Origin of the sequence: Luteimonas kalidii, from assembly GCF_029887935.1 — a bacterium.
GTDB lineage: Bacteria > Pseudomonadota > Gammaproteobacteria > Xanthomonadales > Xanthomonadaceae > Luteimonas > Luteimonas kalidii.
This window is the reverse complement of the sequence record NZ_JARXRO010000020.1, coordinates 392,959-407,114: the sequence shown is the minus strand read 5'-3', so window position 1 is coordinate 407,114 and position 14,156 is coordinate 392,959. Positions and strand designations below refer to the sequence as shown.

Here is a 14,156-nt window from a genome sequence, read left to right as displayed (position 1 = left end):
GCCGAAGGCCGCATCCGGGGAAACTCGCGGCGCAGGGCGTCGGGATGACCTTCCGCCGTGGCGGCGGGGGTCACTTTCCCCGGGGTGCATCGGTAATCTTGCTCGCCTCCCCGGGTGCGCGTCGCTTACCCGGGCTACGTGCGCGCTTCTATTCCAGCAGCCGCGCCCAGCCTTCCATGCCTTCCACGCGTGCCAGTACCAGCTTCACGCACACCAGCAGCGGCACCGCGAGCAGCAGGCCGACGATGCCCCACAGCCAGCCGAACAGCATCAGCGCCAGGATCAGCACCAGCGGCGAGAGCGCCATGCTGCGGCCGAGCACGATCGGGGTCACCACCTGGCCCTCGATCGTGTGCAGCACCAGGTAGGCCAGTGCCGGCATCAGCGCCTGCAGCGGATCGTCGAAGGTGATGAAGCCCACCAGCAGCATCGCCAGCATGCCGATCAGCGGCCCCACGTAGGGCGCGAAGTTGAGCAGCGCCACCATCGTGCCCCACAGCAGCGCCTCGGGCAGCGGGATCTGCATGAAGTACAGCACGCACGCGAACAGCAGGCCGACCACGGCGTTGATCAGGCTGATGGTCAGCACGTAGCGCGAGACCTCGCGCTCGATCGACTGCAGGATCTCGACGGTGAACTTCTTCTGCTGCCGCCCGGGCAGCAGCGCGATCGCGTGCCGCTGCAGCTTCTCGCCGTACACCATGAAGAAGAACGTCAGCAGCACCACCGCCAGCAGCGAGGCCAGCAGGCGCGGCGTCTCGGTGAGCTTCTGGAACGGATCCACCACCGTGCGCACCAGCTGCGGCTGACGCCCGGTCTCGCCCCCCGCGGCGCGGGCGAAGTTCTCGGCGGCCTGGTTGGCCTCGTGCATCGGCCGGGTCAGCTCGCGCAGCTTGGGCGCGAGCTGGCGCATCTCGCGCGGCGCCTCGCGCGCCCAGGCCATCGCCGAGGGCAGCATCTGGTAGCCCAGCGCGCCGAACGCGGCCAGGCCGCCGCAGACCACCAGCAGCGCGGCCAGGAAGCGCGGCACCCACAGCCGCCGCAGCAGGCGCAGCACCGGGCTGGCCACCAGGGCGAAGAACATCGCCAGCAGCACCGGCAGCAGCAGCGCCTGCGCGGCCCAGAGCGTGTAGCCCACCGCGAGCGTCGCCAGCACGAGGGCCGCGGTCGAGGCGCGCGGCCGCAGCGGCGGCGGCGGGGTCGCATCGACCAGCGGAGCATCGGGCGTGGGTGCAATCGCGTCGTGGGCCATGGCGGGCGCGGCGGAATCGGGACGCGATCATGACACCGCGGCGGGGGACGGCCCTGTGATGGGGGCGACGTCGAAGACCCGGGCGCTCTTTCGCCCGCTTCGACGGGGAAGGAACCGCAGCGGCGCGGCTTCGGCATGCCCGCGCTTTGCTTCCCCCGTCGACGGGGAAGGTGGTCCGAAGGGAGGGCAATCACGGGGCGCCGGACCCCCATCCGCGTCGGCACCTTTCACCCGTGAAGGGCGCAACGTCCCGCTAGCGGGGGAACGAACAGCAAGGCGCGGCGCCGGAGTCGACCCCCACTCGCGCCTTCGGCTCCTTCCACCGTGGAGGGCGCACACCCCGCAAACGAGAAAGAAGAGCAACGCGAGATATGCGGCTCAGCGCTCGGAGACTTCGGTCGCGGCTTCGGCCGGGCGGGGTTCGCCGGTCCAGGGGGCTTCGGGGCGACGGCGCGCGTCGGACACGCTGCGGACAGGGGTGTCCGGGGTGAGTTCCACATCCGGCGCGCCGGTGGCCACGGCCTCGACGGTCTCCTCGGCCTCGGCTGCCGCCTGCCCGGCATCGGCCGCGGCGACCTCGGCCGATTCGGCCGCGTGCTTGGCGCGGAAGGTGGCCATCAGACCGGAGATGCTGGTCGCCAGCTGGATCCAGCGCGTGGGCGAGACCGCGCGCATCTTGCGCAACGGCTTCGTGCGCCCGAACAGGAAACCGCCGGCCAGGCCGACGGCGAGGATGCGTGCCGGCGTCCAGCTCTCGCGCCAGACCGTCTTGAGCACGCGCCAGTTGGTCTGCGCGCGCAGCATCCGCGTTTCCACGCGGCGCTCGGCCATCACCACTTCATCGCGCAGGCGCTCGAACCGCATCAGGAGGCTCCCGGTGGCACGCCGGCCGGACGCACATGGCTTGCGGCCGACGCCTGCGCCGCGGACTTCGCCGCGCGGGCGGCGGCGGCCGCTGCAGCGGCTTCGGGCGAGATGTCCGGCGGCGGATCGTCGTCATCGTCGTCGGCGCTGCCGTCCTCGTCGAACAGGCCGAGCTTGGTCAGCTGGCGCCGCGTGGCATGCATGCCGGTGTAGTCGAAATAACGCGACACCCGCCAGGCGGAAAACACCGCGGCCACCACGCTCACCAGCGCGGCCATCGCCAGCGAGGTCAGCCACGACATCCCGTTGCGCTGCATCAGCGCGATCAGGGTGCCGGTGATCAGCAACCAGGCCGACGCGCCGAACACGGTCGCCGCGCCGGCCCAGGCCAGCCCGCGGCCGAACGCGCTGCGGGCCAGCGCGAAATCGGCCGCGACCAGGCGCCGCAGCGCGCGCCCGGTCCCGCGGCTCGCGTCGACCGCCTGCTTGCGCGCACTGTTGAGCGCGCGCACGCTTTCATCCAGCCCGGGCGCCTTGTCGTCGCGCCCGGCGTCGTCGTTGGGGTGTCCCCCTTCCACGTCGCGGGATTACCGGTCGCCGCTGCGGGCGAGCTTGGCGATGATCCAGCCGGCGGCGAACGCGGCGCCGAACGAGGCGATCGGGCGCTCGCGGATCAGGTCGGCGGCGCTGTCGATCAGGTCGCGGCCCTTGTCCATCAACTGGTCCATCTGCTCGCGCGCGGCGCCACCGCCCTCTTCCAGCGCGGCGATGCCGGCCAGCGCCGAATCGGCCAGGTCGGACTTGACCGCCGAGCGGCCCATGCGCAGTTCGTCGCCAGCCACGTGGGCGGCGTTCTTGATCGCGCTGCCGGCGTCGGTGGCGGCGTTCTTGAGGTGGGCACCGGCTTCGCCGAGGTTGGTCTTCATGGCATCAGTCGAGTTGGGGCTCATCGTCATCTCCTGGAGAAGGGGCGCGGGGGCGCGGGACGTCGAAGGGACGCCAGTCACTGCATGATCAGGTTTCCGACGCGTCCTCCGCGTGAAATCCGCAGCACCAGCTGGTCGGGCGAGTCCGACAGGCTGTCGCGGAATCCGGCCAGATCGCCGAACTCGCCGGCATTGGCGGCGAAGATGAAATCGCCCTCGCGCAGGCCGTTGCGGTACGCGCGGCTGCCGGCCTCCACCTGCTCCACCAGCACGCCGCGCGCGTTGGGGTTCTGGCGGCGCACGGCTTCGGGCAGGTCGGCCAGGGTGGCGCCGGCCAGGCGTTCGTCGTAGCTGGCGCCGTCGCGCGGCTGCGCGCGCAGGCGCGCGGTGACCTTCAGCGGCTTGCCGTCGCGCAGCACGTCCAGGGTCACCGGCGCGTCCAGCGGCTGCAGGCCCTGGAAATTGCGCAGCGACACCGGGTCGTCCATGCGCTGGCCGTCGGCGGCGGTGATCACGTCGCCGGTGCGCAGGCCCGCGGCGGCCGCGCCCGACTCGCCGTGCACGCGCGTCACCACCACGCCGCGCGGTTCGTCGAGCCCCAGCGCGGTGGCCAGGCGCGCGTCCACCTGCTGGGTGTCGATACCCAGGGTGCCGCGGCGCACCATGCCGGTGCTGGCCAGCTGCTGCATCACGTTGCGCGCCAGCTCCACCGGGATCGCGAAGCCCAGGCCGATGTTGCCGGCGGCGCTGCCGCGCGGGTTGAAGCTGGCGGTGTTGATGCCCACCAGCTCGCCGCGCAGGTTGACCAGCGCGCCGCCGGAGTTGCCCGGGTTGATCGAGGCATCGGTCTGGATGAAATTCTGGTAGCCCACGCCCGGCACGTTGCTGCGGCCGACCGCCGAGACGATCCCCGAGGTGACCGTCTGGCCGACGCCGAACGGGTTGCCCACGGCCACCACGAAATCGCCCACCGACAGCTGCGCGGCCGCCAGCGGCAGCGCGGTCAGCCCGTCGGCGGCGATGCGCATCAGCGCCACGTCGGTGTCGGGATCGGAGCCGATGAACTCGGCTTCCAGGCTGCGGCCGTCGGCCAGGGTCACCGACACCTCGTCGGCGTTCTCGATCACGTGGTGGTTGGTCAGCACGTAGCCGTTGGCCGCATCGACGATCACGCCCGAGCCCAGCGAACGCGCGATGCGCTCCTGCGACAGCTCGGGAAACATGCGGCGGAAGAACGGATCGTTGACGAACGGGCTGACCTGCCGGCGCTGCGCGGCCTGCACGCTGACCACCGAGGGCGTCACCCGCTGCAGCATCGGCGCCAGCGACGGCAGCGCCTGGCCGTCGACCGCCATCGGCAGCGCGGTCACCGTGGGTACCGGCAGCGCGGCGGCCGGTTCGGCCGCCTGCGCGGGCGTCTGCACCGCATCGCGGATGACGGTGGCGGCGAAACCGCCGAACGCGGCGGCGGCGGCGAGGACGAGCAGGGTGGGCGCTGGACGCATGGCGACGGTTCGACCAAGGGGGCGGAAAGGAGGACCGGCAAAGATGGGCGCCGGCCGCGACTCCGGCAACCCGGAATGCGCATCGGCTACGCCGCAGTGCATCAAGACCGGCCGGTGGAAGTGTCGTCGCCGACGCGCCGATCCAGCTGAACGGGGACTTTCCGGCGGCCCGCCGCGGCACGGCGCGACTTTCGTCGGGCGCGCCCCGCAAGCTGTTGACTTCACCTGGAGGCGCGCGTAGCTTGGCCCGGCCCGCCACAAGATGTTGGGGTCAGCCCGTCGTAACAAGCCCAAGGCATGGGGTTTGGACGACCCGCGGCAGACCCGGCAGCCGAGGCGACAGGGGACGCGCAATGGCGACACCGCGCAGCACAACCGGCATCCCGCAACCCTTCGGCGGACGCGCGCCCGCGTGACCGCCACCGACCCGTCGCCACGCCCGGACCCCCGGGCCGGCGGCATCGCCCCGATTCGATTCCACCCATAACAACAACAGGCCGCGGCACGTACCCTGGCCGGAGAGGAGATGGCAGACGCATGAGCACCGTTCGTCTGGAAGCAGTGAAGACGCCCGCCCAGCGGGAGATCCCGATGCAGCCCGCCTCGCAGGACATCTGGGACAAGAAGTACCGGCTCAAGACCAAGCACGGGGAGCCGGTGGATGCCGACATCGACGGCACCTACCAGCGTGTCGCCCGCGCGCTGTCCGAGGCCGAGGCCACCCCGGAGAAGCAGAAGTACTGGAACGAGCGGTTCCTGTGGGCGCTGCGCCGCGGGGCGATCCCCGCCGGCCGCATCACGTCCAACGCCGGCGCGCTCGAGCACAAGCCCGCCACCAGCACCATCAACTGCACCGTCAGCGGCACCATCACCGATTCGATGGACGGCATCCTGGACAAGGTCCACGAGGCCGGGCTGACGCTCAAGGCAGGCTGCGGCATCGGCTATGAATTCAGCACGCTGCGCCCGCGCGGCGCGTTCGTCGCCGGCGCCGGCGCGTACACGTCGGGTCCGATGTCCTTCATGGATATCTACGACAAGATGTGCTTCACCGTATCAAGCGCCGGCGGCCGCCGCGGCGCGCAGATGGGCACCTTCGACGTCAGCCATCCGGACGTGCGCGACTTCATCCGCGCCAAGCGCGAGGACGGGCGCCTGCGCCAGTTCAACCTGAGCCTGCTGATCACCGACGGCTTCATGGACGCGGTGGAACACGACGCCGAGTGGCCGCTGGTGTTCCCGATCAGCGACAAGGAAGCCGGCGACATCGACTTCACCGATGCCGACACCGTCACCTGGCGCGACTGGCCGCACAGCGACGGCTACATCAGCCGCGACGACGGCATGGTGGCCTGCAAGGTCTACGGCCACATCAAGGCCCGGCACCTGTGGGACATGATCATGGTCTCGACCTACGACTACGCCGAGCCGGGGTTCATCCTGATCGACAAGGTCAACGAGATGAACAACAACTGGTGGTGCGAGACCATCCGCGCCACCAACCCCTGCGGCGAGCAGCCGCTGCCGCCCTACGGCGCCTGCCTGCTGGGTTCGGTCAACCTGACCAAGTTCGTGCGCGACCCCTTCACCGACCAGGCGTCCTTCGACTGGGAGGAATACAAGGAAGTCGTGCGCGTGTTCACCCGCATGCTCGACAACGTGGTCGAGGTGAACGGCCTGCCGCTGCCGCAGCAGCAGGCCGAGATCATGCGCAAGCGCCGCCACGGCATGGGCTTCCTGGGCCTGGGCAGCACGGTGACGATGCTGCAGATGAAGTACGGCTCGTCGGCCAGTTGCGAGTTCACCAGCCGCATCGCCCGCGAGATGGCGGTGGCCGGCTGGGAAACCGGCCTCACGCTGGCCCAGGAAAAGGGCCCGGCCCCGATCATGGACGAGCAGTTCGAGGTCACCGCCGCCATGCTGCGCAAGCGCCCGGAGATGGCGAAGGACGGCTGGCGCCTGGGCCAGAAGATCGAGGGCAAGGTGCTGCACGCGCGCTACAGCCGCTACATGCAGAAGATCGCCGAAGTCGCGCCCGAGCTGGTCGAACAGCTGGCCGAGACCGGCGCGCGCTTCACCCACCACAGCTCGATCGCGCCCACCGGCACCATCTCGCTGAGCCTGGCCAACAACGCCTCCAACGGCATCGAGCCCAGCTTCGCCCACCACTACAGCCGCAACGTGATCCGCGAAGGCAAGAAGTCCAAGGAGAAGGTGGACGTCTGGTCGTACGAGCTGCTGGCCTACCGCGAGCTGGTCAACCCCAAGGCGATGCCGTTCTCCGAGGCGCCCGACGCGCAGCTGCCGGACTATTTCATCTCCGCCGACGACATCACCCCGAAGGAGCACGTCGACGTGCAGGCCGCCGCGCAGGTGTGGGTGGACTCGTCCATCTCCAAGACCGCGAACGTCCCCACCGACTACCCCTACGAGGACTTCAAGGACATCTACCGCTACGCCTACCAGCAGGGGCTGAAGGGCTGCACCACGTTCCGCTTCAACCCGGCCGCCTTCCAGGGCGTGCTGGTCAAGGAGACGGACCTGGCCAACACCACCTACCGCTTCGAGCTGGACGACGGCAGCACCATCGAGGTCAAGGGCAACGAGCAGATCGAATACGACGGCGAGACCCACACCGCCGCCAACCTGTTCGATGCCCTGAAAGAGGGCTACTACGGAAAGTTCTGACACCGGGCCACGACGGACAGGTCCACGGAAGGCACGCCCGCTCCGCCACCGCCCACGCGACATCCCCGACGATGTACTCCCTTCCCCGCTCGCGGGGAAGAACTGAAGTGTTCCCTCCCCCGCTCCGCGGGTGGAGGGTCGGGGTGGGGGCACACCCCCTCGCGGTTTTGCTTGCGTAGCGCGCACTTCGCGCTCCATATTTCGCCCACGGGCACTTTGGCCCGTAACCCGATCACCGAAAAAAAGCAAACTGACGAGGACACACCCATGAGCAACGGCAACGGGGTCGCACAGACCCTGACCCACGCCGCCGAATCCGTCGCCGAGACGGCCAAGGACATCGGCAAGACCGTGGCGGAGAAGGCCAGCAGCGCCGTCACCAGCGCGAAGAAGACCGCCGCCCGGGCCGCCACCACGGCGGGCAAGGCGAGGAAGGCAGTGGGCCAGCGCGTGGCCGCGGCCAAGAAGTCCCTGGCCAGCACCAGTGCCGCCGGCAAGCGCGAAGTGGCCGCACTGAAGGCCAAGACCGGCAAGACCGCCGCGAAGAAGTCCAGCAAGAAGGCACCGGCGAAGAAGGCCGCGGCCAAAAAGGCGCCTGCGAAGAAGGCGAGCGCGAAGAAGGCCCCGGCCCGCAAGGCGCCCGCGAAGAAGGCGGCGGCCAAGAAGGCCCCCGCGAAGAAGACCATGAAGCAGGCCGGCAAGAAGGCCACGGCGAAGAAGGCGCCGGCGAAGAAGGCCGCAGCGAAGAAGGCGCCGGCGAAGAAAGCGACCGCCAAGAAGGCGGCGAAGAAGAAGTAAGTCTCGCGTTCCCTCCCCTCTCCCGCCCGGCGGGAGAGGGGCCGGGACCAGGCCCGCCCCACCCTGCGTCACCCCGCGACACCCACACCCCGTTCCCCCGCAGCACCAGGATCACGCAATGGCCGTCAAGATCGACAAGAAAATCACGGGTTATGCCGTCGTCACCCCCGAGGACAAGGAGAAGGCCGTGAAGGCCGCGTCCGTGCCGCGCGAGCAGGTGGAGGCCGAGCTGCCCAAGACCGCCGACGTGATCCAGATGCACGAGCGCATCGAGCGCCCCGAGGTGCTGATCGGCAGCACCTACAAGATCAAGTCGCCGCTGGTGGAGCACGCCATGTACGTGACCATCAACGACATCGTGCTCAACGCCGGCACCGAGCACGAGCACCGCCGCCCGTTCGAGATCTTCATCAACTCCAAGTCGATGGAGCATTTCCAGTGGATCGTCGCGCTCACCCGCATCATGAGCGCCGTGTTCCGCAAGGGCGGCGACGTGACCTTCCTGGTGGAAGAGATGAAGGCCGTGTTCGACCCCAAGGGCGGCTACTTCAAGGCCGGCGGCGTGTACATGCCCAGCCTGGTGGCCGAACTGGGCAGCATCGTCGAGGACCACCTCAAGCAGATCGGCATGCTGCACGACCCGCAGATGAGCCCCGCGCAGAAGGCCCTGATCGCCGAGAAGCGCCGCGCCTACGAACAGCAGTCAAAAAAAAACTCTGACGTAGACGCCACCCCCGAAGACCCCGGCTACCCCGAGCCCGTCGGCGACATCGAAGTCACCGGCGACGGCGCCTCGTTCCCGCCCTCCGCCAGCATGTGCCACAAGTGCAGCACCAAGGCGCTGGTGCTGATGGACGGATGTGCGACCTGTTTGAATTGTGGGTATAGCAAGTGCGGGTGAGATGAGTGAGATCGTTGCGTGCGGAAAGGCGGAGAGGCCAGTTGTTCAGAAATGAACCTGGCCTTTTTCTTGAGCATGGTCACCTGGCAGTTCAAAAGAAGGGGACGACGGAATGGCAGCTGTCGAGAATACTGGTAAAAGCAACAAGGGAAGCACGGGAACCAAAGGCAAAGGGATCGCACCTGCCCCGCAAAAGAGGCAGAAAGCGACGGCGAAAGCCGAGCTACCTGATCACCTAGAAGATGCTGAACCCGCCCTCCCAGAACTACATGTGGTCATAAGGACATACTTAGAGTCGATCTGGAATATATTTCAGACAACACAGGTCGTGCTTCCGCATCTCGCGACTTGGCAAAGGAACGAGATCGAAAAAACTCGAAGGAAAATTGAGGCGTTCGTCGATGAAGACCCACACGAGGGCTTGGAAATCATCTTCGATAACGCCAGAGACTTCGTGGAGTTCTCCGCCGCAATGGCAAAACAACATCGACTCCTTGAAGACAATAGTGTCCCACTACTCGCCAGAAGCCTATTTATGCAAGGATTCTGCGTATTCGATGCATTTATAGGGAGGCTACTAAAGCAAATATATCTCAAGAACTTCGAACTTCTGAAAGGAATTTCTAGGGAGATTACCCTAGTCGATCTCTTGGAATTTTCTGATATTGAATCAGCAAGTCGCGCAATGCTGGAAAAGGAGATCGACTCTTTCCGGCGCGACAGTTATATCGAACAGTTCTCTCAGCTCGAAAAGAAGTTCGGACTCCCGCTTAGAAAATTCGATGAATGGCCGCTTTTCGTTGAATTTAGTCAGAGAAGGAACTTGCTCGCGCACAACGACGGGGTTGTAAATGAGCAGTACATTTCTGTTTGCACTCGCGAATCTTGCAAAATCGACCCGACGATTCGACCTGGCCATCAACTTGGAGTCTCCCCCGCAGACCTAGCGGGAATGCTCCGCGTCATGTCAAAGGTTGGATTTATGCTTTGCCATACCCTCTGGATGAAAGTTTTTCCTGCAGAGGCTGCTGATGTGCACGAATCCATCAATGCCCTGCTCTACCAAGCACTCGAGGACAAAAGATGGAGAACAGCATCTGACTTCGGAGAGTTTTCCTTGACAGCACCGATGAAGAAGGACCTCAGCGAACTCGACTACCGCGTAAGATTAATAAACACGGCAATTGCGAAGAAGTTTTCTGACAAAGACGATGCAGCTAGAGATATTCTGGCATCTGTTGACTGGACTGCCAGCTATCGTGACTTCAAGCTAGCACTGCTTGTCTTACAGGAAGACTACGATCAAGCGATCGATCTGATGAGAGAGATAGGAAGGTCAGGAGAGATGCTTGACCAAGCCGCTTATCATGCTTGGCCGCTCTTCGAGAAATTTAGACAGCGAGAAGATTTTTACTCAACTTATCAAGAAATTTACGGCGAACCTTACAGCGAGGAAGCAAGTGAGCGTGCCGGCGGGAAGATAGCCGCAACAGTTCGCCAACCATCAAAGAGAAGGCCTGCCAATAAAGCGCCACGCGCTCGACCGCCAAAAGGGGACGGAGGGAATTAATCCTCGCGTCGCGGGCCAATCGACACCGACCTGGGTCCCGCTGATCCGTCCGGGAACGAGACGTCTGCATGGGGGAGAAGCCTGTGACACGAATACTCATTCCGTCTTGTGGCCCATCGGCCTGGCGCCAACTGCTGGCCGATCCGGAAAAGCACTGGGTACGGGGCGCATCGGCGTTCGAGACTGCGGTGTCTTGGGAGGCGGCCAGGCACTCCGAGCGCGGCATACCCGCGCCGATCGTGGCGCTGCTCGATACGCAGGAACAGCTGGCAAGCGCGACTGCCTTGATCGTACTACCGGAGCATAAGGTCAAGCTGGAAGGGCGTGGCAAAGCCTCGCAAAACGACGTCTGGGCACTGCTGAAAACGCCGGGCGGATACGTATCGATGTCCGTGGAAGGAAAGGCGGGTGAAACGTTCGGGGATCCGCTGTGGGACTGGCTGCGAGACGCCTCGCCCGGCAAGCTGGCGCGTCTGCAGCACCTGTGCAAAGTGCTCGGTGCGCAGCATCCTCCCGACCACGCACTTCGGTACCAGCTTTTCCATCGCACTGCGTCGGCGCTCATCGAGGCAGAACGCTTCGGAGCCGCGCACGCGGTGATGATCGTCCAGTCGTTCCGGTCGGATCCTGTATCGCTTACGGACTACATCGCTTTCGGCGCGGCTTTAGGGGCGACCGTGTCAGATGGACAGCTGGCGAAGGTTCCGCGCACGACGGGCCCAACCCTGTATCTTGGCTGGGTCACGTGCGAGCCGGCGACGGACCGCCAAGTCGCGTCAGTAGTTTAGACGATGGGCGATCGAATAATTGCCGGTGTGGACTTGGCATGGCTGGGTACGCGCAACCCGACGGCACTTGCGATTGGTCGGATTGCAGGGAACTCGGTAATTCTCCACTCGGTTTCCGGAGACCACTACGGCATCGGCGCGGTCATTGAAGCCCTGAGGTGTGTTCCGGACCTGCACGGGGTGGCGATTGACGCGCCGCTCGTTATCTCAAACGAGGTCGGAATGCGCGCCTGCGAGCGAGAGCTTGGGTGTGCGTATGGTGGCAGGAAGGCTTCATGCCATGCATCAAGCTTGGCCAGATACCCTAATTCCGACGGCGTAGTGCTCTCCAACCACCTTGAGCGACTCGGGTTCAGGCACCTAGGCCCGACGGGCCAGCGTTGGCAGCTGGAGTGCTACCCGCATCCCGCGCTGATCGAGATCTTCGGGTTGCGCGAAAGACTGCCATACAAGAAGGGGACAGTCGGCCAAAAGCGAGTCGGACAGATAGAACTTGGCAGGCTTATCTGCTCCCTGGCGACATCTAGCCTGCTGCCTCTCCATGTGCCCGATGACGTTAGAAGGCAGGTTGAGCCGGATCATATCCAGCATTTGGTCGGGCGCGAGCTCAAGCGAAACGAGGATATGTTGGATGCGATCATCTGCATGTATATCGGTGCGCTCTACCAAGCTGGGCAGCGAGACCAAGTGTTTGGAAGTGTGGATGAGGGATACATCTATGTGCCCGCGTTTCGTGGATAGCTTCTTGGTGAGAGCAGGGAAAGCCCAAATGGAGGGAAACCTACTTGTCCGCATCAATACTGTGTAAAACCCGTTTTTCGAAGCCCTGGCCAAGGCTGATCTGCCAGCGCGAGAAGGCTGCCTTATGAGACGCTGGTGCCAGATCGTCTACAAGCAGAACAAGTTCTGTTCCACGTGAGGATTGGAAGTTTCCTGCCGCCACAGCGAGCAGTTGTGTGGACTGCCGGAGTACGCAGCCGGCTTTGGGCCATTGTCGTTCCGGATCAAAAGCGCTGGTTTCGTCAACTTCGATCCTCACGCCTTGGATCTGTAACCCGGTCCAATGGCTGTTTCCTGCGCACTCGAAAGACTTGAACAGGTTCCTGTCATCAAGAAAGAAGATGGCACGAGCATCGCCTTGTGTGGCACGTCCAATCAGGGCCGTCGGCTCGTGCTCGTTGCGAGGAAGGATCAGCGCCAGCGGTGTTGCGTCGCCAATCGTTCCTACTGAGAACTCTTCTGCGCCCAACATTTCCACCTCCTACCAGGTGCTGCGCTGTTGTAGTGGCTGCATCACTAGGCCCCATAGGAGTTCAGCAGCCCCCTCCTGGGAGAGCTTCTGGCCGCGCGCATGTACGAAAGAACTCATGCCAAGGCTGGTCAGATACAGGGACTGATCATCAGCATCTACTGTGAGGGACTCGTTGAGTGAGCTCTCTGTCGTGGTCTGGCCTTGAATGTAGTTAATACCACTGCCGAGAATGCCACCCATGTAAATGGTGGCGCGCGCAACATCTTGCCCATCCTTGTAGATGGTGGCGAAGAATCTGTTGGCATCAACGCGACGGAACACTCCTTCATAGCCAGTGTTCCGTTCGCTGAGCTCTGATAGCGAATTATCGAAGTAGCGCGAGATGTATTCGAACGTCTCATCACGAAAACGGTCCTTGTCCATCTGAGTAAACGACTTCGCAAGACGGAGATTGCTGGATCTTGGTCCAGGTGTTGTGGAGACGAGCGTGGGCTCGGGCGGGGAGTGGGATCTTGGTACTCCGCGCGTGACCAGAAGCCGTACCACAGCGCTGCGCTGCTTCACGCACTGCTTTTACCACATGCAGGAAAGCCTCATCGATGTCTGGCCAGGCCTTAACGGGCTTGCCGTCAGGTGGCGTTGCCATAAGCTTTCCGAACGGAGCGTCATGCCAGTCGCAATGACGCAGGATGACAGGAATTACGATTGCTTCGCCCGCTTCGTGACGCTCTAAGGCGCGTTTCATCTCGATGTTGTAGCAATAGTCAGAGTCGACGAAATCGGGGCTGACCAGCAAGAGAATAATTTCGTCTCTGTTGATGTGCTGGTCGATGATAGCGTCAATGTGTTGGCCGGCGCCGATGCGTCGGTCATGCCAAGTTTCAATCACGCCCTGACGTTTGAGCATGGAGAGTTGCTTTTCTAGCTGATTCCGCAAGATCTCGTCAGCATGTGAGTAGGAGAAGAAAACGCTTGGCACGGTGAGCCTCCCAGAAGCAGTTCAATCAATCGCGGCAAAACTGAATGGAGACCACAAAGAGCATACTTAAAGATCTAAAGAGGACGGAGGGAACTGAGCAAGTAAATTCCCTCCGTCGCGAGCCACCGCCCCAGGCTGAGTCGCTGGATGCGTGCCGCGGCGCGACGCACAGGATGTACCCGCCACTTTCCGGGAGCGAATGAGTTACGGCGCGACAGCCTTGACGTCATACACCACCACCCGCTCCCACAGGTGCTCGCAGTCGGCGACGAACTGCTTGTGGATGGGATGGACCTGGTACGCGTTCTGCCCGGCGACGTCGTCGAAGAACAGCAGCTCCGAGGCGCTGTAGCTGCCGTCGACGACGCCGCGCTGCTCGGTATCCGCCGGCACGCCGATGTGGATGCCCCGCACGGTGTCGATGCCCGCCAGCGTGCGCAGGCCGGCGAGCAGTGCGGCGAGATCCTCGCTGGACTCCGGATTCTTCAGCCAGAAGAACACGTGGTGCACGACCGGCGGGAACGATGCCTTGCTGGCGGGCGTGGACGCGGCCGCGCGGGCGCCGGTGGCGGTCGCGCCGACCGCCAGGGCGGTGGCGGCGAGGAGGAGGTCTCGGCGGCTGCGATCGGTCAT

14 protein-coding genes and 1 pseudogene are annotated in these 14,156 nt (G+C 64.6%); 6 read left to right on the top strand and 9 right to left on the bottom strand.

The window, feature by feature from the left end; genetic code table 11:
- Positions 1-148: 148 nt before the first annotated feature.
- The 5 genes and pseudogenes from QFW81_RS15305 to QFW81_RS15285 all read right to left on the bottom strand — a co-directional run bounded on the left by QFW81_RS15305 (position 149) and on the right by QFW81_RS15285 (position 4,547).
- Positions 149-1,252, bottom strand: a complete 1,104-nt coding sequence (locus tag QFW81_RS15305; protein ID WP_280580000.1) for an AI-2E family transporter — start codon at positions 1,250-1,252, stop codon at positions 149-151.
- 378 nt (positions 1,253-1,630) lie between these two features.
- A complete protein-coding gene (locus tag QFW81_RS15300; RefSeq protein WP_280579999.1) occupies positions 1,631-2,116 on the bottom strand; it encodes a protein sip-5 in 486 nt (161 codons plus the stop codon).
- Between the two features lie 134 nt (positions 2,117-2,250).
- Positions 2,251-2,694, bottom strand: a pseudogene (locus QFW81_RS15295) (phage holin family protein); the annotation flags it as partial.
- A 9-nt stretch (positions 2,695-2,703) separates the two neighbouring features.
- Entirely contained in the window at positions 2,704-3,066 is a 363-nt protein-coding gene (locus QFW81_RS15290; protein WP_280579998.1) for a hypothetical protein, read from the bottom strand.
- Between the two features lie 53 nt (positions 3,067-3,119).
- The gene (locus tag QFW81_RS15285) at positions 3,120-4,547 is read right to left on the bottom strand and encodes a Do family serine endopeptidase (RefSeq protein ID WP_280579997.1); all 1,428 of its coding nucleotides are present in this window, start codon (positions 4,545-4,547) and stop codon (positions 3,120-3,122) included.
- A gap of 537 nt (positions 4,548-5,084) precedes the next feature.
- On the opposite strand from QFW81_RS15285, the gene QFW81_RS15280 reads away from it, so the two are divergent.
- The 6 genes from QFW81_RS15280 to QFW81_RS15255 all read left to right on the top strand — a co-directional run bounded on the left by QFW81_RS15280 (position 5,085) and on the right by QFW81_RS15255 (position 12,033).
- Positions 5,085-7,235, top strand: a complete 2,151-nt coding sequence (locus tag QFW81_RS15280; RefSeq protein ID WP_280579995.1) for an adenosylcobalamin-dependent ribonucleoside-diphosphate reductase — start codon at positions 5,085-5,087, stop codon at positions 7,233-7,235.
- A gap of 216 nt (positions 7,236-7,451) precedes the next feature.
- Complete coding sequence (locus QFW81_RS15275; protein WP_280579994.1) at positions 7,452-8,033, top strand: hypothetical protein; 582 nt, start codon at positions 7,452-7,454, stop codon at positions 8,031-8,033.
- A gap of 118 nt (positions 8,034-8,151) precedes the next feature.
- On the top strand, positions 8,152-8,934 hold the full coding sequence (locus QFW81_RS15270; protein ID WP_280579993.1) for a TSCPD domain-containing protein: 783 nt from the start codon (positions 8,152-8,154) through the stop codon (positions 8,932-8,934).
- 112 nt (positions 8,935-9,046) lie between these two features.
- Positions 9,047-10,504 (top strand): hypothetical protein, encoded by a 1,458-nt coding sequence (locus QFW81_RS15265; protein ID WP_280579991.1) that lies wholly within the window; start codon positions 9,047-9,049, stop codon positions 10,502-10,504.
- A 68-nt stretch (positions 10,505-10,572) separates the two neighbouring features.
- Complete coding sequence (locus QFW81_RS15260; RefSeq protein ID WP_280579989.1) at positions 10,573-11,292, top strand: DUF6946 family protein; 720 nt, start codon at positions 10,573-10,575, stop codon at positions 11,290-11,292.
- 3 nt (positions 11,293-11,295) lie between these two features.
- Positions 11,296-12,033 carry a DUF429 domain-containing protein gene (locus QFW81_RS15255; RefSeq protein WP_280579987.1) on the top strand — a complete coding sequence of 246 codons (738 nt, stop codon included), beginning with the start codon at positions 11,296-11,298 and terminating at the stop codon, positions 12,031-12,033.
- Between the two features lie 40 nt (positions 12,034-12,073).
- Here the strand turns inward: QFW81_RS15255 and QFW81_RS15250 are convergent, their stop codons facing one another.
- From QFW81_RS15250 to QFW81_RS15235, 4 genes are all read right to left on the bottom strand, one after another.
- Positions 12,074-12,544 carry a hypothetical protein gene (locus QFW81_RS15250; RefSeq protein WP_280579985.1) on the bottom strand — a complete coding sequence of 157 codons (471 nt, stop codon included), beginning with the start codon at positions 12,542-12,544 and terminating at the stop codon, positions 12,074-12,076.
- Positions 12,545-12,553: 9 nt separating this feature from the next.
- On the bottom strand, positions 12,554-12,967 hold the full coding sequence (locus tag QFW81_RS15245; protein WP_280579983.1) for a hypothetical protein: 414 nt from the start codon (positions 12,965-12,967) through the stop codon (positions 12,554-12,556).
- Complete coding sequence (locus QFW81_RS15240; RefSeq protein ID WP_280579982.1) at positions 12,945-13,523, bottom strand: TIR domain-containing protein; 579 nt, start codon at positions 13,521-13,523, stop codon at positions 12,945-12,947. Before QFW81_RS15240 ends, QFW81_RS15245 begins: the two co-directional genes overlap by 23 nt.
- Before the next feature lie 204 nt (positions 13,524-13,727).
- Positions 13,728-14,156 (bottom strand): Dabb family protein, encoded by a 429-nt coding sequence (locus QFW81_RS15235; RefSeq protein WP_280579980.1) that lies wholly within the window; start codon positions 14,154-14,156, stop codon positions 13,728-13,730.

Coding starts and splice junctions, on each gene's coding strand:
- QFW81_RS15270 (WP_280579993.1), top strand. CDS start 8,152: ATGGCCGTCAAGATCGACAAGAAAATCACGGGTTATGCCGTCGTCACC.
- QFW81_RS15250 (WP_280579985.1), bottom strand. CDS start 12,544: ATGTTGGGCGCAGAAGAGTTCTCAGTAGGAACGATTGGCGACGCAACA.
- QFW81_RS15260 (WP_280579989.1), top strand. CDS start 10,573: ATGGGGGAGAAGCCTGTGACACGAATACTCATTCCGTCTTGTGGCCCA.
- QFW81_RS15285 (WP_280579997.1), bottom strand. CDS start 4,547: ATGCGTCCAGCGCCCACCCTGCTCGTCCTCGCCGCCGCCGCCGCGTTC.
- QFW81_RS15300 (WP_280579999.1), bottom strand. CDS start 2,116: ATGCGGTTCGAGCGCCTGCGCGATGAAGTGGTGATGGCCGAGCGCCGC.
- QFW81_RS15265 (WP_280579991.1), top strand. CDS start 9,047: ATGGCAGCTGTCGAGAATACTGGTAAAAGCAACAAGGGAAGCACGGGA.
- QFW81_RS15235 (WP_280579980.1), bottom strand. CDS start 14,156: ATGACCGATCGCAGCCGCCGAGACCTCCTCCTCGCCGCCACCGCCCTG.
- QFW81_RS15305 (WP_280580000.1), bottom strand. CDS start 1,252: ATGGCCCACGACGCGATTGCACCCACGCCCGATGCTCCGCTGGTCGAT.
- QFW81_RS15255 (WP_280579987.1), top strand. CDS start 11,296: ATGGGCGATCGAATAATTGCCGGTGTGGACTTGGCATGGCTGGGTACG.
- QFW81_RS15290 (WP_280579998.1), bottom strand. CDS start 3,066: ATGAGCCCCAACTCGACTGATGCCATGAAGACCAACCTCGGCGAAGCC.
- QFW81_RS15280 (WP_280579995.1), top strand. CDS start 5,085: ATGAGCACCGTTCGTCTGGAAGCAGTGAAGACGCCCGCCCAGCGGGAG.
- QFW81_RS15245 (WP_280579983.1), bottom strand. CDS start 12,967: ATGGACAAGGACCGTTTTCGTGATGAGACGTTCGAATACATCTCGCGC.